This is a genomic window from Actinokineospora enzanensis DSM 44649 (assembly GCF_000374445.1).
In the GTDB taxonomy this organism is placed as follows: Bacteria; Actinomycetota; Actinomycetes; order Mycobacteriales; family Pseudonocardiaceae; genus Actinokineospora; species Actinokineospora enzanensis.
Window position 1 is genome coordinate 60,714 of the sequence record NZ_KB894438.1, and the last position, 20,531, is coordinate 81,244.

The following is a 20,531-nucleotide window of genomic DNA, read 5'->3' on the forward strand; positions in this document are numbered from 1 at the left end:
GGTGGGGTGATGGTATAGGTCGATCTTGCTCGGAGTGGGCCGTTCGGCGTCATATCCGCCTGGTCAGATCCGCCAATCGGGCCTCCACCGGCACATGCCGATGGCCGATCCCGGTGGTCGGGTCGTAGGACAGGCTCCAGCGCGCGACCGGTCGCGACTTCACCAGGAACGTCATCGTGCCGTCGACCGCGCGCGGGATCCGGTGGAACTCGTCGGCGGTCAGGAACCCGGAGTCGCCCGCCACGCACTCGCCGCGCTGCGTCATCCGGGCCGCGGTGATCAGGCCGGTGCGCTCGTCGAGGTCGGTGTCATATCGCTCGTGCAGGTAGCCGCCGCGCAGGAGCACCGTGCAGAAGTGGTAGCGGTGGTTGTGCACGGAGTCGGCGTAGCCGGGACGCCACTCCCGCTGCGGTTTGTACTCGTGCAGCCAGAAGCTGAACGGCTCCGTCGGGTCGTCGCGCAAACACCAGGCGAAGTGCGTGGTGGTCTCGCGGGAGCGGGCGACGAGCGCGTCGGCCCGGCGCGGGTCCAGGTCGACCAGGTGCCTGCGCAGCACCGAGCGCAGCACCGGACCGTCCACCCAGGACTCGACGCCCGCGTGCGCGGCCGACCACCGGCGCCGGGTGAGATCGATCTCGCACATGCGCTGGGCGAGTTGGGACAGGGCGGGGACCGCGACGGACACGGGCATCAGCTTTCCAACTCGGCTTTGGCGGAGAACTCTCGGCGGAACGCGTGGAAGCGCCGCTCCAGGTCCAGGAACTCGGCCTCGGACAGCGACGCTCCGGTGATCTTCTCGAAGTGCGCCAGGAACTCGTCCCGGCTGGTGTCGGGGGTCAACACGAACCGTCTGGCCTCGCGCGCGCCGTGCACCCGGGTGATCTCGGCGCGCTGCATGTCGTAGATGAAGGACCCCTCGCCGAACCGCAGCGTGCGCGGGTACAGCGAGGGCGCGCCCGCCACCGCGCTGTAGAGGGTGATCCACACGCAGTCGTCGAACAGCTCGACCCGGTCCAGCGGCGGGTCGGCCACCACGGTCACGTCCAGCGAGACGCACCGGGACCGGGCCAGGTACAGGCCGACGAGCCCGATGCGGATCTCCTCGTGCAGCGTCTGCTGGATCCGCTCGTAGTCGGCGGTCGCGCCCTGCTGCCGGGCCAGATGGCGGGCGCGGCCGCTGATCGCGCCGCGCTCGCACGGGTCGGCCAGCACGGCGCGCACCTCGGACTCGGCCGGGGACAACAGCATCCGCGCGGCCACGTAGCGGCCGGAGAAGCCGCGGAACCACAGCTGCCGGGTGTCCCGCAGGTCGGCCATGATCAGTGCGTTGAACGCCGGGTCCGGCTCGGTGCTGGCCTCGAACACGTGCGTGGGGAAGAACTCCCGGTTCAGCGAGCGGTACTCGGCGGACAGGTCGTGCAGCGCCTTGCGGCTCTCCTCGATCAGCGGCGTGACCATGGCGCGCTGCGCGGCACTGGCGGTGATCAGGGTCTGGCCGAACCCGACCACGGCGGAGACCATGGTGCCGGTGCCCAGCGCGGTGAGCAGGTTCCTGGCGAGTCCGGCGTCGAGGGAACCCGACACCCACATCGACAGTCCTGACACCACCACCAGCGCGAGCAGCAGCAGACCCGTTCGGGTCCAGAACAACTCCTGGATCGGGTGACTGCGGAGCCCTTTGGCAGCCGCGGGCACGGCAGGTCACCTCCTCGGGGGACGCCCGCCCGACAGCGAAGGGTGTCCGAACAGGCGCTGTTCGTCACTCTACGCCGAAGGTGGCCCACGGGAAATGCGAACATCGGGTGAGGGGCAAACACCCGGTGCTCCCGGCAACGGCCAGCCGCCGGGCGGCCCCCGGTCCGGTCCACCTAAGCTCCCGGCATGCGCAATGTCGGCAAGATGATGATCGCGGCGACCGCGGGCGCGCTGACCCTCGGCCTCGGCGCGTGTGCCAACTCCGAACAGGCGTCCAGCCTCCCGCCCGGCGACCCCGCGTTGACCGTGGCGCCCCGCACCACCAGCGTGCCCCCGACCACCACGGTGGCCCCCACCACCACGGCGGTGGCCGCGACGACGGCGGCGGGCCCGGAGTGCACCGGCAAGGACGTCAAGGTCGAGGGTGCGCCGGGCAGCAAGCCCACGATCACCATCCCGAAGACGTGCGCGCCGCCGAAGGTGCTGCTCACCCTGGACCTGGTGCCCGGCAACGGCCCGGAGATCAAGGCGGGCTCGAACGCGAGCATGCACTACGACCTGGTGACCTGGTCGGACGGCAAGGAGCTGGACTCCTCGTGGAGCCGCAACCAGCCCTACGATCTGGAGAACATCGGCCAGGCCCAGGTCATCGATGGCTGGAACGAGGGCCTGATCGGGATGAAGCAGGGCGGCCGCAGGCTGCTGCTCGTGCCGCCGGACAAGGGCTACGGCCAGGGCGGCAACGGCGTGAAGCCCAACGAGACGCTGGTGTTCGTCGTCGACGCCGTCCAGGTCTCCTGACCCGCGCTCCCGAAGCGGCGTGCCCTTCCCGGGGCACGCCGCTTTTTCGTGCTCAGTCCACCCGACCGGGCCACCACACCCGGCGTCCGATGTCGACGGTCAGCGCGGGCACCAGCAGCGAGCGGACCAGCAGGGTGTCCAGCAGCACGCCGAAGGCCACCAGGAACGCGATCTGCGCCAGGAAGAGAATCGGCAACACCGACAACGCGGCGAACGTCGCGGCCAGCACCACCCCGGCCGACGTGATCACCCCGCCGGTGACCCGCAGCCCACGCAACGCGCCTTCGCGCGTGCCGTGCCGGAACGCCTCCTCGCGCACCCGGGTCATGAGGAAGATGTTGTAGTCGATCCCCAACGCCACCAGGAACACGAACGCGAACAACGGCACGCTCGGATCCGCGCCGGGGAATCCGAGTATGTGGTTGAACACCAACGCGCTCACCCCGAGCGTCGCGGCGAACGACAGCACGACGGTGGCGATCAGGAGCAGCGGGGCCAGCAGCGCGCGCAGCAGCAGCGCGAGGATGAGGAAGATCACCAGCAGTACGACCGGGATGATGACCTTCCGGTCGTGCAGCGCGCTCGTCCGGACATCGAGCTGGTTGGCCGTCGGCCCGCCCACGAGCGTCCCACCGATGTCGTGCGTGCGATCCCGCAGCCGCTGCACGGTGTCCAGCGCCGCCGGACTGTCGGCGGCGTCCTTGAGCACCGCGTTGATCTCGACCTTCCCGTCGACGGTCTTCGGCGCACCCCCGGCCGCGCGCGGCCCGGCATCCGCGACGCCCTCGGTCTCCTTGGCCAGTCGGATGACCTGCTGCGCGGATCCGGCATCGGTGATCAGCACCGCCGGTGACCCGGTGCCCCCGGGGAAGTGCCGGGCGAGCACGTCCTGCCCGGTGACCGAGTCGACCTCGGTGAGGAACAGCTCGCTCTGCGACACCCCGCTCGCCTTGAGCTGCGGCAGGAACCCGACACCGATCAGGAGCACGAGGGTGCTCACGATCCAGATCAACCGTGGCTTTCGACCGACGGCGCCGGACACCCGCGCCCAGATCCCGTTCTGCTTGTCGTCGGTGGTCGCGTCCCCGGTGTGCGTGGGCCGGAACGGCCAGAACGCGGCCCGCCCGAACGCCATGAGCACGGCGGGCAGGAACGTGAGCGCGGAGAGCAGGGAGGCGACGATCCCGATCGCCGCCACCGGCCCGAGACTGGAGTTGGAGCGCAGATCCGACAACAGCAGACAGAGCAGCCCGGCGACGACCGTCCCCGCCGACGCCCCGATCGGCCCGGCCGCCGCCTTGAGCGCGGCCCACATCGCGGTCCCGACGGACTCGTGCCTGCGGAGCTCCTCACGCAGCCGCGAGATGAGCAGCAGCGCGTAGTCGGTGGCCGCGCCGAACACGAGAATGAACAGGATCCCCTGACTCTGCCCGTTGAGCGTGAGGACGTTCCCCTTGGCCATCAGGTAGACCACCGTGACCGCCAGGCACAACGCCAACCCGGCGGTGAGCAACACGACCAGTGGCAGGATCGGACTCCGGTAGACGGCTACCAGGATCAGCGCCACCACGGCGGCCGTCACCCCGAGCAGCAGCCCGTCGATCCCGCCGAACGCGGCCGTGAAGTCCGCGATCAACCCGCCCGGCCCGGTGACATGCGCGGCAAGCCCTTGCGGCAGACCGACGAAGGTCTCCCGGATCTGGTTGACCACCGGTCGCAGCTGTTTGCCCCCGGTGGGCAACAGCACAACCGCCTGTGCCGCTTCGTTGTCCGTTGTGGACACCTGCAACGGTGACGCGCGCTTCACCCCCGGAATGCCGTACACCTCGGCGAGCGCGTCCCCCATCGCCTTCCGGTCGGGCGCGGTGAGCCCGCCCGCCCGCTCGAACACGATCACCCCGGGCAGCGCGGTGCTGTCGGCGAACCCCTTCTGCAGCTCCGACACCCGCGTCGACTCGGCGGACTCGGGCAGGAACGACGCGTTGTCGTTGGTCTGCACCGAGGAGAGCTGCCCCTGGAGCGGCCCCCCGATCCCGCCCACCACCAACCAGGCGACGATAAGCAAACCGGGCAACAGCCACCGCGTACGGTTGGTCGTCATGACGATCCTTGGGGCAGTCGGGTCAAACGTTCAGCGGGCTGAACAATATCCCGGGACGGTAGACCCGGCATGACCGAACCCCACACCTGGCCCACCGGTCGCCTGTTGTCGGTGGCCGCCCGCCTGGTCGAACACTCCTGGCAGCGCTTCCTGGCCACCCGGGACCTGACCCACGCCGGCCTGATCGTCCTGCACCTGCTCGCCGACGGCCCCTGTTCACAGCGTTCCCTGGCCCAGTCCGCCCGCGTGACGGACCAAACCATGAGCCGCACCGTCGAGCGCCTCCACCGAGCCGGATACGTCTCCCGCGACGCCGACCCGCACGACCGCAGGCGCACGATCATCTCGGTGACGGGGGAGGGGCGGGAGGTACACGCGGAGGCGTTGCGTGCCGAGCGGGAGGACCCGCAGGTCCTGGGAGCGGTGCAGGACTACGAGGCCCTGCGAGGCCAGTTGGTGGAACTGGTGATGTCGTTGGGAGTGGACCGGGCAGTCGACCTGCGCCCGCCCGCGGAACCGGACTGATCGGGTGGAATCGTCACGCGAGGTCGCTCCACCCGACCAAGCAGGCAGCGCGGACTACGGAATCAGCAGCAGCTTCCCGCTGCTCCTGCGCCCCTCCAGGTCCTCATGCGCCCGCCGAACCTCACCCAACGCGTACTTCCCGCCGACCCGGACCTTCAGCCCCCCGCCCGTGACAGCCTCGAACAACTCCCCGGTCCGCCACCGCAGCTCCTCCGCCGTGGCCACGTAGTGCGCCATGGTGGGCCGCGTCAGATAGACCGACCCGGCCTGGTTCAACCGCTGCGGATCCACCGGAGGCACCGCCCCGCTCGCCGCCCCGAACAACGCCAACACCCCACGCGGCCGCAACACGGACAGGCTCCCGTCGAACGTGGTGGCCCCGACCCCGTCATACACCGCGGCCACCCCCTCCCCGCCGGTCAGCTCCCGCGTCCGGACGACGAAGTCCTCCGAGGTGTACCGGATCACCTCGTCCGCCCCGGCTTCCCGGGCGAGCTTCTCCTTCTCGTCCGTGGACACGGTCCCGATCACCCGAGCCCCTCGCGCCTTGGCCAGCTGCACGAGCGACAGCCCCACCCCGCCCGCGGCCGCGTGCACGAGAATCGAGTCCCCCACCGCCACCGGATACGTCGAAGCCACCAGGAAGTGCGCGGTCAACCCCTGCAACAGGACCGCGGCGGCGGTCTCGTCCGAGATGTCCGCGGGCACCGGCACCACCTTGTCCGCGGGCACCACCACCCGGTCCGCGTAGCTGCCGAGCCCCTGCGCCCACGCCACCCGGTCGCCCACCCGCACATCCGACACCTCGGACCCCACGGCCTCGACCGTCCCCGCCCCCTCCAGACCGAGGATGAACGGCAGCGGCAGCGGATAGATGCCCCGCCGGTGATACGTGTCGATGTAGTTGACCCCGGCAGCCGCGACCCGCACAGCGACCTCCCCAGGCCCCGGGTCCCGGTCGGGCACCGACGTGTAGTTCAGGACCTCGACCCCACCGGTCTCCGCCACCTGCACTGCCTGGGCCACGTTCGTCTCCTCCGCGTCGGGTGTCGCCTTCCGGCCAGGCCAACCACCCGACCGCCCGGGGCATTCCAGGCGTCCAGCATGCAGGAACGGCCGTAAGCTCACCGGCATGGACAACACGAAAGCGGTCGCGGCGTTCGTGGCGGCGCACGGTCGACCGACGCGCGCGGTGGTGGAGAACATCGGGCGGGCCGGGGCCCGGGTCGTGCTCGTCGGGCCGGACGGGACGATGGGGGACGTCGTGGTGGCCGATGTCGAGGCGGGTGCCGCGCTGATCGAGCGGGTCGACGGTGTCCAGGCGGCCGAGTGGGACCGGGAGACCGTGGCGGGGGCGCGGATCGGGTCCGCGCACCGCAAGAAGATGGCGGCCCGCGCGCGCGGCTAGACAGTGACCGGGACCGCCGGGGTGAGGGTTCGTTCGCGGGTGGTGCACCACAACGATGCCGTTGCGGCGATCACCAGTGTCGCGCCGAGCACGTGCAGGGTCACCAGGACGCCCGGGACGCCGGTCCAGAACTGGACGAACCCGAGCAGGCCCTGTGCGAGCACGGCGCCCACCAGCACCAGGTAGCGCCGCCACAGCAGGCCGGTCGTTCCGTTGGTGCGCAGGAGAACGCCCGCGCCGAGCAACAGGCCCAGGTAGACGAACATGAACGCGGCGTGCACGTGGGCCAGGGTCTCCACCGGCAGGTCGAGCCGCGGGGTCGCCGCGTCGCCCGCGTGCGGGCCCGCGCCGGTGACCATGGTGCCCGCGGAGAGCAGCCCGAGCAGGACCACGACCGAGATCCCCAGCAGGCCTGCCAGACCGGCCGGGCCGCGGCGCCGCGCCGGTTCGTCGCCTTCGTCGATGGCGTGCACCACCATGACCGATAGCCAGATCATGACCGCGGACGCCAGGAAGTGCACCGCGACCGTCCACCACAGCAGGTCGAGTCGCACCGTGATGCCGCCGATGACCCCCTGCACGAGCACACCCACCGGCATGGTCAGCGCGAGCCGCAGGTAGTGCCGACGGCGCGGCCGGACCAGGTAGGCCAAGGCGAACACGGCGAACGCGGCAATGCCCACGACACCGGTCAGCAGTCGGTTGCCGAACTCGATCCACTGGTTCAGCATGGCGAACTCGGGGTGGTCGACCGGGAACATGCTGCCCTGCTGGCACTGCGGCCAGGTGCGGCAACCCAACCCGGACCCGGTCACCCGCACCACGGACCCGGTGACCGCGATCAGCGCCTGGGTGACCACCACGGTGATCGCCGCCGCGCGCTGGGCCCGACGGGAGGGGGCGGGCAGGCGATCGATGCGGGCTTTGAGGGTTTCCAGCGACACCCGGTGATGGTAGGCCCGGGTAACTGAGAGTCGCGGGGCGGTACTGCCGGACGTGCTTTCGCTCTCACCGCCGGGATCCCGACACCGGGAAGACCTCCAAAGAAACCATTGAGCGGTCCGGGGAACCGAACCGAGAAAGTCGCGGGATGTTCGCGAAAGGACCCCACGTAGTGATCACGGCGAACTACACTGCGTACCGGAGGGCGGACTCCCCCCGCCGCCTTCCCGTGAGGCTGCCGCCGGCCGGGTTCTTTCCCCCCACGACCCGCCCGGCGGCAGCGCACCACGGGATGGCGCTCGCCTGCCGGAGGCGGCACGGCGGGCAGGCGGGGATCCGAGGGCATCCGCGTCCTGGGGTGGGGCGTGTTGCGTTGGCAGGGGGTCGAGCTGCTTTGCGGGTCCTGGTCTTTCCTGGCCTTCGGCCTCGGGCGGAGTCGCACCGCTAGGTTTCACCAGCCGGGATTGGTTCGTTCGTCCCGCGACGTCCCCGGTGCCACGGCGACGATCCGGCTACCAGATCGGGGACCGTGCCGGGCGGGGATGAGGGGGCGGGTGGCGGGAGGAAATCAACTCAGCCGCGTTGTGCGGGTGGCCAGCAGGCCCGCGCCCGCGCCCCAGGCCGCCAGGGTGGCCACAGTGGACAACGCAGGCGCCGAGCCGTCGACCAGTGCCTGGGTGAGTCCCTCGGTCAGCGCGGCGGACGGCAGCAGTCGCACCACCTCGGCCATCCCGGCGGGCAGTGTGTCGGCGGTCAGCACGATGCCGCCCGCGAACAGCAGCACCAGCCACACCACGTTGGCCAGCGCCAGGACCACCTCGGCCTTGAGCGCGCCGCCGAGCAGTACGCCAAGGGCGCCGAAGGTGAGCGTGCCCAGCACCGTGAGCAGCACGGTCCACAGCAGACCGGCGGCGGTCGGTGCCCAGCCCAGCAGCGCGGCGGCCACGCCCAGCACGACCAGCTGCAACACCACCACGGCCAGGCAGCCCAGCACCCGCCCGGCCACCAGCAGCCAGCGCGGCAGCGCGGTCGCGGCCAGGCGTTTGAGCACCCCGTAGCGGCGGTCGAAGCCGAGCGCGATGGCCTGGCCGGTGAACGCCGTCGACATCACCGCGAGCGCGAACACCCGTGGTGTGACGGAGTCCACTCGTGGCTCGGGCAGCGAGATCACGTGCACCAGGGTGAGCCCGACCAGCAGCGCCAACGGGATCAGCAGTGTCAGCAGCACCTGCTCGCCGTTGCGCAGGGTGAGCGCGGCCTCGGTGCGTGCGTGCGTGAACAGCATCCGCACCGGGCGGCCCGCTCCCGGGGCCGGTGTGAAGGTGCCTGGTGCGAAACGTCCGTTCACGAGCGCAGCTCCCGTCCGGTCAGGTCCAGGAAGACGTCCTCCAGGCTGCGCCTGCCCACCTGCAGCTCCTCGGCCAGCACGCCCTGCTGGGCGCACCACGCGGTCACCGTCGACACCACCTGTGGGTCGACCACCCCGGCCACCAGGTAGCCGCCAGGGGAGGGCTCGGTCACCCGGCAGCCCTCCGGCAGCGCGGCCACCAGCAGCCCGGTGTCCAATCCGGACTTGGCGCGGAACCGCAGCTGCTGCTCGTCCGGGCCCGCCGCGGTCAGCTCGCGCGGCGTGCCCTCGGCCACCACCCGGCCGTGGTCGACGATCACCACCTGGTCGGCCAGCGCCTCGGCCTCCTCCATCAGGTGCGTGGTCAGCAGCACGCTCACCCCGTCCGCGCGCAGCGCGGCCACCAGCTCCCACACGAGCCTGCGCGCCTGCGGGTCCATGCCCGCGGTCGGCTCGTCCAGGAACACCAGCTCCGGCCGCCCGACCAGGGCACAGGCCAGCGACAGCCGCTGCTGCTGCCCGCCGGACAGCCGTTTGTACGGGGTGCGGGCGCAGCCGTCCAGCCCGAGGATGTCCAGCAGCCACGCGGGGTCCAGCGGGTTCGCCGCGCACGCGGCCACCAGCCGCAGCATCTCGGCCGCCTTCACCCCCGGGTACGCGCCGCCGCCCTGCGGCATCACGCCGATCCGGGGCCGCAGCCGCGCGCCCTCGGTCACCGGGTCGAGGCCGAGCACCCGGACCTTCCCCGCGTCCGGGCGCCGGAAGCCCTCGCAGATCTCCACCGTGGTCGTCTTGCCCGCGCCGTTGGGGCCCAGCAGCGCCAGCACCGCGCCGCGGTCCACACGGAACCCGAGTCCGTTCACGGCGGTCGTCGCCCCGAACGATTTGACCAGGTCGTACACCTCGACGGCGGGCACGCTCACGAACGGGAAGCCTAAGGCGTGGGCGCGGTCACGGCGGGGGCGCCCCGGCGCTCGGCGCGCGGCAGCCACCGGCGGACCGCGAACACCGCGAGCGCGGTCACCACCAGCGCGCCGGTGTACGCGTACGGCAGCACGAACACCCGGCCGTCGAAGGTGGACCCGGTCGGCCCGAGCGCGACCGCCAGCACCACGCTGATCACCATCGCCGCGGTGCGGAACCGGGTGTTGCCCGCCGCCGCGGCCAACGGCAACGCCGCCCACAGCAGGTACCAGGGCTGCACGGTGGCGCCGAACACCAGCACCGCGCCCAGCGCCACGCCCAGCCCGGTGAGCGGGCGCAGCTTCCAGCGGAAGCTGTCCAGCAGCAGCTTGACCGCGATCAGCGGGCCGATCACGGTGCCGACCAGCCTGCCCGCGGTGATCGCGGCGTCCATGTGGTTGCCGAGGCCGAGCACGATGCCCAGCCAGCCCGCGCCGAACCCGAGCGCGGTCATCGGTGCCATCCAGCTTTTGATGGTGGACGCGGTGTTGAGCGTGGCCACCCAGCCGTAGCCCAGGCCGCTGCCCAGCGAGGTGGCGGTGAGCACGACGCCGAACACCACGCCGAGCCCGCCCGCGACCATCAGCAGCTGCTTCCAGGTGCCGCCCATCCGGCGCGCGATCATCACCCCGAGGAAGCCGAGGGCCAGCGCGGCCGGGATCTTCGTCGCCGCGCCCAGGGTGATCACCCCGGCGCCGATCGCGTACCAGAGCAGCTCGCCGCGTTGCCACGGCGGGAACGGCCCGTCCGGGGTGACCCGAGGCATCCGGCGCAGCGCCAGCTCGAAGCCCACCAGCATCAGCCCGATCGCCAGCGACTCGTTGTGCACGCCGACCACCAGGTGGAACAGCGTCAGCGGGTTCGCCGCGCCCAGCCACAGCGCGCTCACCGGGCTGACCCCGAACCGGCGGGCCAGCCGGGGCAGCGCCCACACGATCATCGCCAGGCCGATCAGCGCCAGCGCCCGGTGCGCGGCCACGCCCATCACCACGTGGTCGCCGGTGAGCCAGCTCACCGCCTTGCCCAGGGTGAGGAACAGCGGCCCGTACGGCGACGGCGTCTCCCGCCACATCGTCGGCACGCCCTGGGTGAGTGGGTGGTTCACGCCGAGCGCCTGCGCGGGCCCGACCGTGTACGGGTCCTGGCCCATCGCCACGATCTCGCTCTGCGCCAGGTAGCTGTAGACGTCCCGGCTGAAGCTGGGCACCGTGAACACCAGCGGCGCGATCCACATGACCAGCGTGCGGGCCATCTGCGGCACCGACACCGCGCGCTCCCGGCCGGGCCGCGACAGCCTGCCCAGCGCCAGCCAGGCCAGCACGATCATGAACACGCCGGTGAACGCGAACGCCAGCGCGACCGTGGTCATCCGGCTGAACAGGCCGAGCACCGGGATCCGGAACACCGGGTTGAACACCGGGGCCGCGCCCGCGCCGAGCGAGCCGATGGTCAGCAGCAGCGAACCCACGGTCCCGAAGCGCCGCACCACGTCGAGCTGCTTGCGCTCCGCCGCGTTGAGCGGGCCGGATTCCCCGCGCCCGCGCGCACTCCCGTGTTCCGTGTCTCCCGCCACCACGTCCGGAAGAGTAGCGGGACCGTGATCCGCTCAGGACCGCAATGGGCTGGCCCGGCGGGCCGGTCGTGTTGCAAGATCCGCGCAACGTTTCGTCGGGGCTGGGGGCTTCGCGTGGATCACCTGTCGTCGGCGGCCGAGGTCGTACTCCTCGTGGCCGCCCTGTTCTTCCTGGTGCGACGCCTGGGCGAGGTTGGTTCCCGGCGCGACCGGGCCGCCCTGGCCGACCTGGCGTTCGGCCTGGCGGCGGGGGCGGTGCTGACGGCCTGGGGGCCGGTCGGGCCGCTGTCCGTCGGCGTGGCGGTGGCCATCGGGGTCGCCGGGTTCGCGGTCGGGGCGACGGGCGGGGTGATCACCGGCGTGCTGCTCGCGGTGGACATGTTCGTCGTCGGGGACGACTTCCCGGCCTTCGGTGCGCTGGTCGCCACCCCGGTCCTTGTCGGGTACGCCCTGCGTCGCGCCTTCCTTGCTGTGCGCGGTCCGCTGTCCGCGCGGCTGCTCCCGGGGGAGCGGGCCGGGCGGTGGCCGTTGCCGCCGCGGTTCACGCCTGCGCTGACTGTCGCGGCGCGACTGTCGTGCCTGCTCCCGTTCGTGGCCGTGGTCCTGGTGCCGATGCCCGGGGCGTCCGGAATGGACCACGGGCTCCGCATCGCCACCGCGGCGCTGCTGTGCCTGATCCTGTACTTCGTCGACCTCACCCGCCGGGTGCTGCCGCGCGGGCACCGACAGCGGCTCTGGCTGGCGGAGACCTCGCTGTGGGCGGCGATCGCGGTGATGTCCGCGGGCCCGTTCGGTGCTCTGTTCGCGGGCTGGTGGGCGCGGCAGCCCGGACTCGTCGGAGTGAGTGGCACGTTCTACTCGGCGTTGGCGGTGCTGGCCATCGCGGCGCCGGGGTGGGTCATGCCGCTCAACGCGGGCGGTCTGCGGGCGAGCCACATCCAGAACTTCAGCCGGGTCCGGTTGCCCGCGGGCGCGAACCTCGTCGCCTTGGAGGCGCGGGTGCTGGTGCCGGTCGTCTTCGCGGTGCTGTCCGTCGGGCTGTTCCACCCGTCCGGCTCGCTGCTGCTCCCGGCGGTCTCGGTCGGCGCGGCCACCGTGCTGGTCCAGTTCGGCACGCTGCGCCGGGCGGTGCAGCGCCGCCAGGCCGCGGCCGCCCGCGCCGTCTTCGACCTGGGCTCGGATGGCCGCGACCAGGTGCTGGCCGAGTGGGCCGACGAGGTGCGGCCGAGCGGTCGCCGCAAGCGGACCCCGACCGTCTACTGGCTGCCGGACGTGCTCGGCGCGCTCGCCGTGGACAGCGTCTACGCGGTCCGGCCGGACGTGGCGGACCTGCCGTGGGAGCCGACCACCCCGTTCGTCGTGCCGCCCGAGCAGGCGGGCAGACTGCTCGCGATCGCCGAGCACGCGCTGGACCTCGTCGGCGGCTCCGGTCCCGCCCTCGCCGCCGCGTACGACCGTCTCGGCCGTAACGCGGAGCTGGTGGTCGAGGCGGAGGCGCGTCGGGCGGCCGCTTCCTCGGACGGGCCAGCACCCACCGTCTGACCAGCGAGTTCGCCCTGGATCTGTGATCCGGCTCACTAGTGACGACCCCCATCTTTGCCTGCCGCCGGGAAATAAGACACACTTGTGTTGTGAAAAACACCGCCCCCGCTCCGCGGACCCCGGAGGAGACCGGCACCGGTCCCACCGGGGCCGGGCAGCAGGCCGACGGGCGCACCCGGCAGGGTGTGGCCAGGCTGCTGCTGGAGCGCGGGCCGGTGACGGCGGTCGCGATCGCCGAGGCGCTGGGACTGAGCCCCACCGCCGTCCGCAGGCACTTGGACGCACTGGTCGCCGACGGGGAGGCGTACACCCGCGACGCCCCCCGGGTGGACGGCCGGGGCCGCGGACGACCGGCGAAGCTGTTCCTGCTCACCGAGACCGGCCGGTCCCGGTTCGGGCACGCCTACGACGACCTCGCCATCGCCGCGCTGCGCTTCCTCGCCGAGCGCGGGGGAGAGCAGGCGGTCCGCGCCTTCGCCGAACGTCGGGTGGCCACCCTGGTCGACCGGCACCGCGAGGACGTGACCGCGCCGGGAGACCCGGCGGGCCGGGCCAGGGCACTCGCCTTGGCGCTGACCCGCGAGGGCTACGCCGCCACGACCCGCGGCGTCGGCTCGGGGGAGCAGCTGTGCCAGCACCACTGCCCGGTGGCGCATGTCGCGGCGGAGTTCCCCCAGCTGTGCGAGGTCGAGACGGCGATGTTCGCCGACCTGCTGGGCACCCACGTTCAGCGGCTGGCCACCATCGCGCACGGCGACGCGGCGTGCACCACGCACGTCCCGAACGCCGAGGCGACCCAGGCCGGTCCGCGACCCGCGGGCGCGCCGGACCGTGCTCCCGGCACCGTTCAACGAGTTCCCGATGGAGGGGAGTCCCCATGACCGCCGCTGCGGAGCAGCGCACCACCACACCCCAGCCGCTCACCCAGGACGAGACCCTGGCGACGCTCGGCAAGTACGAGTACGGCTGGGCCGACTCCGACATCGCGGGCGCGAGCGCGCAGCGCGGGCTGTCGGAGGCCGTGGTCCGGGACATCTCGGCCAAGAAGGGCGAGCCCGCCTGGATGCTGGAGTCCCGGCTGAAGGCGCTGCGGCTGTTCGACCGCAAGCCCATGCCCGCCTGGGGCGCCGACCTGTCGGGCATCGACTTCGACAACATCAAGTACTTCGTGCGGTCCACCGAGAAGCAGGCCCAGTCCTGGGAGGACCTGCCGGAGGACATCAAGAACACCTACGACAAGCTGGGCATCCCGGAGGCGGAGAAGGCCCGCCTGGTCGCCGGTGTCGCGGCCCAGTACGAGTCCGAGGTGGTCTATCACAAGATCAACGAGGAGCTGGAGAAGCAGGGCGTCATCTTCCTCGACACCGACACCGCGCTCAAGGAGCACCCGGAGCTGTTCGAGGAGTACTACGGCTCGGTGATCCCGCACGGGGACAACAAGTTCTCCGCCCTCAACGGCGCGGTGTGGTCCGGCGGCTCGTTCATCTACGTGCCAAAGGGCGTACACGTGGAGATCCCGCTGCAGGCCTACTTCCGGATCAACACCGAGAACATGGGCCAGTTCGAGCGCACCCTGATCATCGTCGACGAGGGTGCCTACGTGCACTACGTCGAGGGCTGCACCGCCCCGATCTACTCCTCCGACTCGCTGCACTCGGCGGTCGTGGAGATCGTGGTGAAGAAGGGCGCCCGCTGCCGCTACACCACCATCCAGAACTGGTCGAACAACGTCTACAACCTGGTCACCAAGCGGGCCAAGGCGGACGAGGGCGCGACCATGGAGTGGGTCGACGGCAACATCGGCTCCAAGGTGACCATGAAGTACCCGGCCGTGTTCCTGATGGGCGAGCACGCCAAGGGCGAGGTGCTCTCCATCGCCTTCGCGGGCGAGGGCCAGCACCAGGACGCGGGCGCCAAGATGGTGCACATGGCCCCGCACACCTCCTCCACGATCATCTCCAAGTCCGTGGCCAGGGGCGGCGGCCGCACCTCCTACCGCGGCCTGGTCCAGGTCAACAAGCGGGCGCACCACGCCAAGTCCACGGTGAAGTGCGACGCGCTGCTGGTCGACACGATCAGCCGCTCGGACACCTACCCGTACGTGGACGTGCGCGAGGACGACGTGGCCATGGGCCACGAGGCCACCGTGTCCAAGGTCAGCGAGGACCAGCTGTTCTACCTGATGTCCCGCGGCCTGACCGAGGACGAGGCGATGGCCATGATCGTGCGCGGGTTCGTCGAGCCCATCGCGCGCGAGTTGCCCATGGAGTACGCGCTGGAACTCAACCGACTGATCGAGCTGCAGATGGAAGGAGCGGTCGGTTAATCATGACCGCGGCTGTTGACAAGCCCCACTCGCACGGGGCGGTTGTTCCCGAGGCATCGCGGGCTGAATGGTTCACGTCTTACGACGTTGCGGCCTTCGAGGTTCCGAGTGGGCGCGAGGAGATCTGGCGCTTCACGCCGATGAAGCGGCTCGCCGGGCTGCACACCGGGGCCGAGGCCTCGGGTGCGGCCTCGGTCGAGGTCGACGCTCCCACCGAGACCACTGGGATCACCGTGGAGACGGTGCAGCGCGGGGATTCCCGGCTCGGCGCGGCAGGCGTGCCCGCCGACCGGGTCGCCGCGCAGGCGTACAGCTCGTTCACCGCGGCCACGGTCGTGACCGTGGCCAAGGAGACCCAGGTCGCTACCCCGGTGACGATCACGGTCACCGGTCCGGGTGCGGGCAAGGTCGCGTATGGACACCTCCAGGTGCGCGCCGAGCGGTTCGCCGAGGCGGTTGTGGTGATCGACCACCGCGGGTCCGGTGTGTACGCGGACAACGTGGAGTTCGTCCTCGCCGACGGCGCCAAGCTGACCGTGGTGTCCATCCAGGACTGGGCGGACGACGCCGTGCACGTCTCGGCGCACCACGCCAGGATCGGCCGGGACGCCGTGCTGCGGCACACCGTGGTGACCCTCGGCGGCGACGTCGTGCGGATCTCGCCCACGGCCGCGTTCGCCGACAAGGGCGCGGAAGTGGAGCTGAACGGGCTCTACTTCGCGGACGCGGGCCAGCACTTCGAGCACCGCACCTTCGTCGACCACGCCGTGCCGAACTGCACGTCCAATGTGGTCTACAAGGGCGCGCTGCAAGGCGATGGGGAAGGTGACACAGCCGCGCACACAGTTTGGGTTGGTGATGTGCTGATCCGCGCGGCGGCCGAAGGTACCCAGACCTACGAGCTGAACCGGAACCTGCTGCTGACCGACGGCGCGCGCGCCGACTCGGTACCGAACCTGGAGATCGAGACCGGCGAGATCGCCGGTGCCGGGCACGCCAGCGCCACCGGCCGCTTCGACGACGAGCAGCTGTTCTACCTGCAGGCCCGCGGTATCCCCGAGGACCAGGCGCGCCGGTTGGTCGTGCGCGGCTTCTTCCACGAGCTGCTGATGAAGATCCAGGTCCCCGAGGTGCGCGAGCGCCTGGAGGCCGCGATCGAGGCCGAACTGGAAGCCGTCGGCGCATGATTCGCGTGTGCTCGTTGTCGGACCTCGCTGACGGCAAACCGTTCGCCGTCGAGGTCGACGATGTCGCGATCGTGCTCGTGCGCCGCGGCGACGAGGTGCACGCGCTGCGCGACGAGTGCTCGCACGCGTCGATCGCGCTGTCGGAGGGGGAGACGTCCCGCAAGGGGCTGGAGTGCTGGCTGCACGGGTCGTGCTTCGACCTGCGCACCGGCGCCCCCTCCGCGCCGCCCGCCACCGAGCCGGTCGCGGTCTACCCGGTCGCCATCGACGGCGACGACGTCCTGGTCGACGTCACCAAGACACTGAACTAGCCGAAGTTCCCGCAGCACAGGAGAAAACCACCACCATGGCCACTTTGGAGATCAAGGACCTGCGCGTCTCGGTCGCCACCGACGACGGTCCCAAGGAGATCCTCAAGGGCGTCGACCTGACCGTGCGGGCGGGCGAGACCCACGCGATCATGGGCCCGAACGGGTCCGGCAAGTCCACGCTGAGCTACGCCGTCGCTGGCCACCCCAAGTACGAGGTGACCGGCGGCACCGTCACGCTCGACGGCGAGGACGTGCTGGAGATGAGCGTGGACGAGCGGGCCCGCGCGGGCTTGTTCCTGGCCATGCAGTACCCGGTCGAGGTCCCCGGCGTGTCGATGTCGAACTTCCTGCGCACCGCGGCCACCGCCGTGCGCGGCGAGGCGCCCAAGCTGCGCACCTGGGTCAAGGAGGTGAAGGAGTCGATGAAGGAGCTGGAGATCGACCCCGCCTTCGCCGAGCGCAGCGTCAACGAGGGCTTCTCCGGCGGCGAGAAGAAGCGGCACGAGATCCTGCAGCTGGCGCTGCTCAACCCGAAGATCGCCATCCTGGACGAGACCGACTCCGGCCTCGACGTGGACGCGCTGCGGGTCGTCTCCGAGGGCGTGAGCCGGTTCCGCGCGTCCGGCGAGTCCGGCGTGCTGCTGATCACCCACTACACCCGCATCCTGCGGCACATCACCCCGGACTTCGTGCACGTGTTCGCCGGTGGCCGCATCGTCGAGTCCGGCGGCTCCGAGCTGGCCGACCAGCTGGAGGCCGAGGGTTACGTGAAGTACACCGGCGCCGCGGAAGCCGCGGGCGTCTGACGGCGTTACACCGGTTGTAGCCCAACAGATTAGGGGGTGACGGTCGAGTGACCGCCGTGACCGCTCCACTGGACGTCGACGCCCTGCGCGCCGACTTCCCCATCCTCGGCCGCACCGTCCGCGACGGCAAACGCCTGGTGTACCTGGACTCCGGGGCCACCGCGCAGCACCCGAACCAGGTGTTGGACGCCGAGGCGGCGTTCCTGCGCGAGCACAACGCCGCCGTGCACCGCGGCGCGCACCAGCTCGCCGAGGAGGCCACCGACGCCTACGAGGACGCGCGTGCCCGCGTCGCCGCGTTCGTCGGTGTCTCGCCGGACGAGGTGGTGTTCACCAAGAACGCCACCGAGGGCATCAACCTCGTCGCCTATGCCATGGGCAACGCGGCGGCTGTGTCGTCCTCGGAACCGGAGGCGGCCAGGTTCGCGCTCGGCCCCGGTGACGAGATCGTGGTCACCGAGATGGAGCACCACGCGAACCTGGTTCCGTGGCAGCAGCTGGCCCAGCGCACCGGGGCGACCCTGCGCTGGTTCGGCGTCACCGACGACGGTCGGCTCGACCTGTCCGATGTGGACAGCGTGATCACCGCGCGGACCAAGGTGGTCGCGTTCACCCACCAGTCCAATGTGCTCGGCACGGTCAACCCGGTCGCGCCGCTGGTCGACCGGGCGCACGCGGTCGGCGCGCTGGTCGTGCTGGACGCCTGCCAGTCGGTGCCGCACTCGGCGGTCGACTTCGCCGCGCTTGGCGTGGACTTCGCGGTGTTCTCCAGCCACAAGATGCTCGGCCCGTACGGTCTCGGCCTGCTCTACGGCCGCCGTGAGCTGCTCGCCGCGATGCCGCCGTTCCTCACCGGCGGCTCGATGATCGAGACGGTCCGGATGGAGGGCTCCACCTTCGCCGCGCCCCCGCAGCGCTTCGAGGCGGGCACCCCGATGACCTCGCAGGCGGTCGGCCTCGGCGCGGCCGTGGACTATCTCACCGTGGTGGGCATGGACCGGATCGCCGCGCACGAGCACACGCTCACCGTGGCCGCGCTCGACGGCCTGGCCGAGATCCCCGGCATCCGGGTCATCGGTCCGACCGACGGCGTCTCCCGCGGCGGCGCGGTCTCGTTCGTCGTCGACGGCGTGCACCCGCACGACGCGGGCCAGGTCCTCGACGACCAGGGCATCGCCGTCCGCGTCGGCCACCACTGCGCGTGGCCGCTGCACCGGCGGCTGGGCGTGCCCGCGTCCGTGCGCGCCAGCTTCTACCTGTACAACGACCTGGCCGACGTGGACGCGTTCCTGGCTGGCGTGCGGGAGACCAAGCGCTTCTTCGGGGTGGCCTGATGCAGCTGCAGCAGATGTACCAGGAGATCATCCTGGACCACTACAAGAACCCGCACGGCCGCGGCCTGCGCGACCCGTTCGACGCCGAGTCGTTCCAGGTGAACCCCACCTGCGGCGACGAGGTGACACTCCGGGTCCGCTTGGACGGCGACACCGTCGCGGACGTCTCCTACGACGGCCAGGGCTGCTCGATCAGCCAGGCCTCCACGTCGGTGCTGACCGACCTGGTGGTGGGCAGACCGGTCGTCGAGGCGTTCGGCAAGTTCGACGCCTTCGTCGAGCTGATGCACGGCCGGGGCACGGTGGAACCGGACGAGGATGTGTTGGAGGACGGCATCGCCTTCGCGGGCGTGGCCAAGTACCCGGCCCGCGTGAAGTGCGCACTGCTGGGCTGGATGGCTTTCAAGGACGCGGTCGCCAAGGCCGGAGGAGAACAGCGATGACCGAGACCCCCGACAGTGCCGAGTCCACCGACGGCGTACGGCGCGGCGCGGCAGGCATGACCGACCAGAACCCGCGCGCGGACGTGGCCACCCTGGACGACCTGGAGGAGGCCATGCGCGACGTGGTCGACCCCGAGCTCGGCATCAACGTGGTCGACCTGGGCCTGGTCTACGACATCCGGGTGGAGGACGACAACACCGCCACCCTGGACATGACCCTCACCTCGGCCGCCTGCCCGCTCACCGACGTGATCGAGGACCAGACCCGTGCCGCCCTGACCGGCTCCGGCCTGGTCGACGACTTCCGCATCAACTGGGTCTGGATGCCCCCATGGGGCCCCGAGAAGATCACCGACGACGGCCGCGAACAACTCCGAGCCCTCGGATTCACGGTGTAGTTCTCCTCCCGCCACCCACCCCCTCGTCCCCACCCGGCATCGTTCCCGACCTGGCAGCCGCATCGTCGCCACGGCACCGGGAACGTTGCGGGGGACGGATCAGCACCGGCCCGCCAAGCAGCGGCATCCCCAACCAGAACACCACGTCTCGCGACTTTTGACGGTTGGCGGCGGTGATCGACTTCTGTTCCCATGGGAGCGTGCCCCGCCCCACGCGCGCCGACCTCGCCGCCGCCCACCACCGCACCATCCCGGACGTCATCGCCCCCGATCTCGCCGTGCTGTTCTGCGGCATCAACCCCGGGCTCTACTCGGCCTTCACCGGCCACCACTTCGCCCGCCCCGGCAACCGCTTCTGGCCCGCCCTGCACCGCTCCGGCTTCACCCCCAGACAGCTGAGCCCGGACGAGCAGGACCTGTTGCCCACCTTCGGTTTGGGCGTCACCAACCTCGTGGCCCGAGCCACCGCCCGCGCCGACGAGCTCACCGCCGACGAACTCACCACGGGCGGCGCCCGCCTACGCGACCTGGTGGCCGAGCACACCCCGAAAGCCCTCGCGGTCGTCGGCGTGACCGCCTACCGCACCGCATTCGGCGCTCCCAAAGCATCGATCGGCGAACAGCACGAGACCTTCGGCCCCGTCCGCGTATGGGTCCTCCCCAACCCCAGCGGCCTCAACGCCCACTACCAACTCGACAGCCTCGCCGAGGAATTCCGCAAACTACGCCTGGCCATCACCCACCCAGGCACAACAAACCCACACTCATAGCAGAGGATCACGCCCAGACACGGCCCCACCCGCCCACTGTGGACCCCCCACCCCAGCC

General features: G+C 71.2%; 21 protein-coding genes. 13 read left to right on the top strand and 8 right to left on the bottom strand.

Going from position 1 to position 20,531, the window contains the following annotated elements; all coding sequences use genetic code 11:
- Positions 1 to 49 precede the first annotated feature (49 nt).
- Both C503_RS0131015 and C503_RS0131020 read right to left on the bottom strand, forming a co-directional pair.
- Positions 50 to 691: a hypothetical protein gene (locus C503_RS0131015; protein WP_018686126.1), complete on the bottom strand. Its 642-nt coding sequence runs from the start codon at positions 689 to 691 to the stop codon at positions 50 to 52.
- On the bottom strand, positions 691 to 1,695 hold the full coding sequence (locus C503_RS0131020) for a hypothetical protein (RefSeq protein WP_018686127.1): 1,005 nt from the start codon (positions 1,693 to 1,695) through the stop codon (positions 691 to 693). The genes C503_RS0131015 and C503_RS0131020 overlap by 1 nt, the downstream gene beginning before the upstream one ends.
- Before the next feature lie 186 nt (positions 1,696 to 1,881).
- Between C503_RS0131020 and C503_RS0131025 the strand changes: the two genes are divergently transcribed.
- Complete coding sequence (locus C503_RS0131025) at positions 1,882 to 2,496, top strand: FKBP-type peptidyl-prolyl cis-trans isomerase (protein WP_018686128.1); 615 nt, start codon at positions 1,882 to 1,884, stop codon at positions 2,494 to 2,496.
- 52 nt (positions 2,497 to 2,548) lie between these two features.
- On the opposite strand, the gene C503_RS0131030 is transcribed toward C503_RS0131025, so the two are convergent.
- On the bottom strand, positions 2,549 to 4,597 hold the full coding sequence (locus C503_RS0131030; protein WP_018686129.1) for an MMPL family transporter: 2,049 nt from the start codon (positions 4,595 to 4,597) through the stop codon (positions 2,549 to 2,551).
- Between the two features lie 69 nt (positions 4,598 to 4,666).
- On the opposite strand from C503_RS0131030, the gene C503_RS41490 reads away from it, so the two are divergent.
- On the top strand, positions 4,667 to 5,122 hold the full coding sequence (locus C503_RS41490; protein ID WP_018686130.1) for a MarR family winged helix-turn-helix transcriptional regulator: 456 nt from the start codon (positions 4,667 to 4,669) through the stop codon (positions 5,120 to 5,122).
- A gap of 54 nt (positions 5,123 to 5,176) precedes the next feature.
- On the opposite strand, the gene C503_RS0131040 is transcribed toward C503_RS41490, so the two are convergent.
- Entirely contained in the window at positions 5,177 to 6,148 is a 972-nt protein-coding gene (locus C503_RS0131040; protein WP_018686131.1) for a quinone oxidoreductase family protein, read from the bottom strand.
- A 106-nt stretch (positions 6,149 to 6,254) separates the two neighbouring features.
- Between C503_RS0131040 and C503_RS0131045 the strand changes: the two genes are divergently transcribed.
- A complete protein-coding gene (locus C503_RS0131045) occupies positions 6,255 to 6,530 on the top strand; it encodes a hypothetical protein (protein ID WP_018686132.1) in 276 nt (91 codons plus the stop codon).
- Here C503_RS0131045 and C503_RS0131050 read toward each other — a convergent pair.
- From C503_RS0131050 to mptB, 4 genes are all read right to left on the bottom strand, one after another.
- Positions 6,527 to 7,474, bottom strand: a complete 948-nt coding sequence (locus C503_RS0131050; RefSeq protein WP_018686133.1) for a COX15/CtaA family protein — start codon at positions 7,472 to 7,474, stop codon at positions 6,527 to 6,529. The genes C503_RS0131045 and C503_RS0131050 overlap by 4 nt on opposite strands.
- A gap of 566 nt (positions 7,475 to 8,040) precedes the next feature.
- On the bottom strand, positions 8,041 to 8,757 hold the full coding sequence (locus tag C503_RS0131055) for an ABC transporter permease (protein ID WP_033401243.1): 717 nt from the start codon (positions 8,755 to 8,757) through the stop codon (positions 8,041 to 8,043).
- A 59-nt stretch (positions 8,758 to 8,816) separates the two neighbouring features.
- Entirely contained in the window at positions 8,817 to 9,743 is a 927-nt protein-coding gene (locus C503_RS0131060) for an ABC transporter ATP-binding protein (protein ID WP_026316878.1), read from the bottom strand.
- 11 nt (positions 9,744 to 9,754) lie between these two features.
- Positions 9,755 to 11,359: a polyprenol phosphomannose-dependent alpha 1,6 mannosyltransferase MptB gene (mptB, locus tag C503_RS0131065; RefSeq protein WP_018686136.1), complete on the bottom strand. Its 1,605-nt coding sequence runs from the start codon at positions 11,357 to 11,359 to the stop codon at positions 9,755 to 9,757.
- Positions 11,360 to 11,470: 111 nt separating this feature from the next.
- On the opposite strand from mptB, the gene C503_RS0131070 reads away from it, so the two are divergent.
- From C503_RS0131070 to mug, 10 genes are all read left to right on the top strand, one after another.
- Positions 11,471 to 12,898: a hypothetical protein gene (locus tag C503_RS0131070; RefSeq protein ID WP_018686137.1), complete on the top strand. Its 1,428-nt coding sequence runs from the start codon at positions 11,471 to 11,473 to the stop codon at positions 12,896 to 12,898.
- Positions 12,899 to 12,987: 89 nt separating this feature from the next.
- Positions 12,988 to 13,779 carry a helix-turn-helix transcriptional regulator gene (locus tag C503_RS41495; RefSeq protein ID WP_018686138.1) on the top strand — a complete coding sequence of 264 codons (792 nt, stop codon included), beginning with the start codon at positions 12,988 to 12,990 and terminating at the stop codon, positions 13,777 to 13,779.
- Positions 13,776 to 15,224, top strand: coding sequence for a Fe-S cluster assembly protein SufB (gene sufB / locus C503_RS0131080; protein WP_018686139.1), 1,449 nt, complete (start codon positions 13,776 to 13,778; stop codon positions 15,222 to 15,224). The genes C503_RS41495 and sufB overlap by 4 nt, the downstream gene beginning before the upstream one ends.
- Before the next feature lie 2 nt (positions 15,225 to 15,226).
- Positions 15,227 to 16,411: a Fe-S cluster assembly protein SufD gene (sufD, locus tag C503_RS0131085; RefSeq protein WP_026316879.1), complete on the top strand. Its 1,185-nt coding sequence runs from the start codon at positions 15,227 to 15,229 to the stop codon at positions 16,409 to 16,411.
- Positions 16,408 to 16,722, top strand: coding sequence for a non-heme iron oxygenase ferredoxin subunit (locus tag C503_RS41500; RefSeq protein ID WP_018686141.1), 315 nt, complete (start codon positions 16,408 to 16,410; stop codon positions 16,720 to 16,722). The genes sufD and C503_RS41500 overlap by 4 nt, the downstream gene beginning before the upstream one ends.
- Before the next feature lie 35 nt (positions 16,723 to 16,757).
- Positions 16,758 to 17,528, top strand: coding sequence for a Fe-S cluster assembly ATPase SufC (gene sufC, locus C503_RS0131095; RefSeq protein WP_018686142.1), 771 nt, complete (start codon positions 16,758 to 16,760; stop codon positions 17,526 to 17,528).
- Between the two features lie 47 nt (positions 17,529 to 17,575).
- Complete coding sequence (locus tag C503_RS0131100; RefSeq protein WP_018686143.1) at positions 17,576 to 18,862, top strand: cysteine desulfurase; 1,287 nt, start codon at positions 17,576 to 17,578, stop codon at positions 18,860 to 18,862.
- A complete protein-coding gene (gene sufU / locus C503_RS0131105) occupies positions 18,862 to 19,305 on the top strand; it encodes a Fe-S cluster assembly sulfur transfer protein SufU (protein ID WP_018686144.1) in 444 nt (147 codons plus the stop codon). Before C503_RS0131100 ends, sufU begins: the two co-directional genes overlap by 1 nt.
- A 56-nt stretch (positions 19,306 to 19,361) precedes the next feature.
- On the top strand, positions 19,362 to 19,703 hold the full coding sequence (locus tag C503_RS0131110; protein WP_425393543.1) for a metal-sulfur cluster assembly factor: 342 nt from the start codon (positions 19,362 to 19,364) through the stop codon (positions 19,701 to 19,703).
- Between the two features lie 200 nt (positions 19,704 to 19,903).
- The gene (mug, locus tag C503_RS0131115) at positions 19,904 to 20,473 is read left to right on the top strand and encodes a G/U mismatch-specific DNA glycosylase (RefSeq protein ID WP_033401245.1); all 570 of its coding nucleotides are present in this window, start codon (positions 19,904 to 19,906) and stop codon (positions 20,471 to 20,473) included.
- Positions 20,474 to 20,531: the final 58 nt, after the last annotated feature.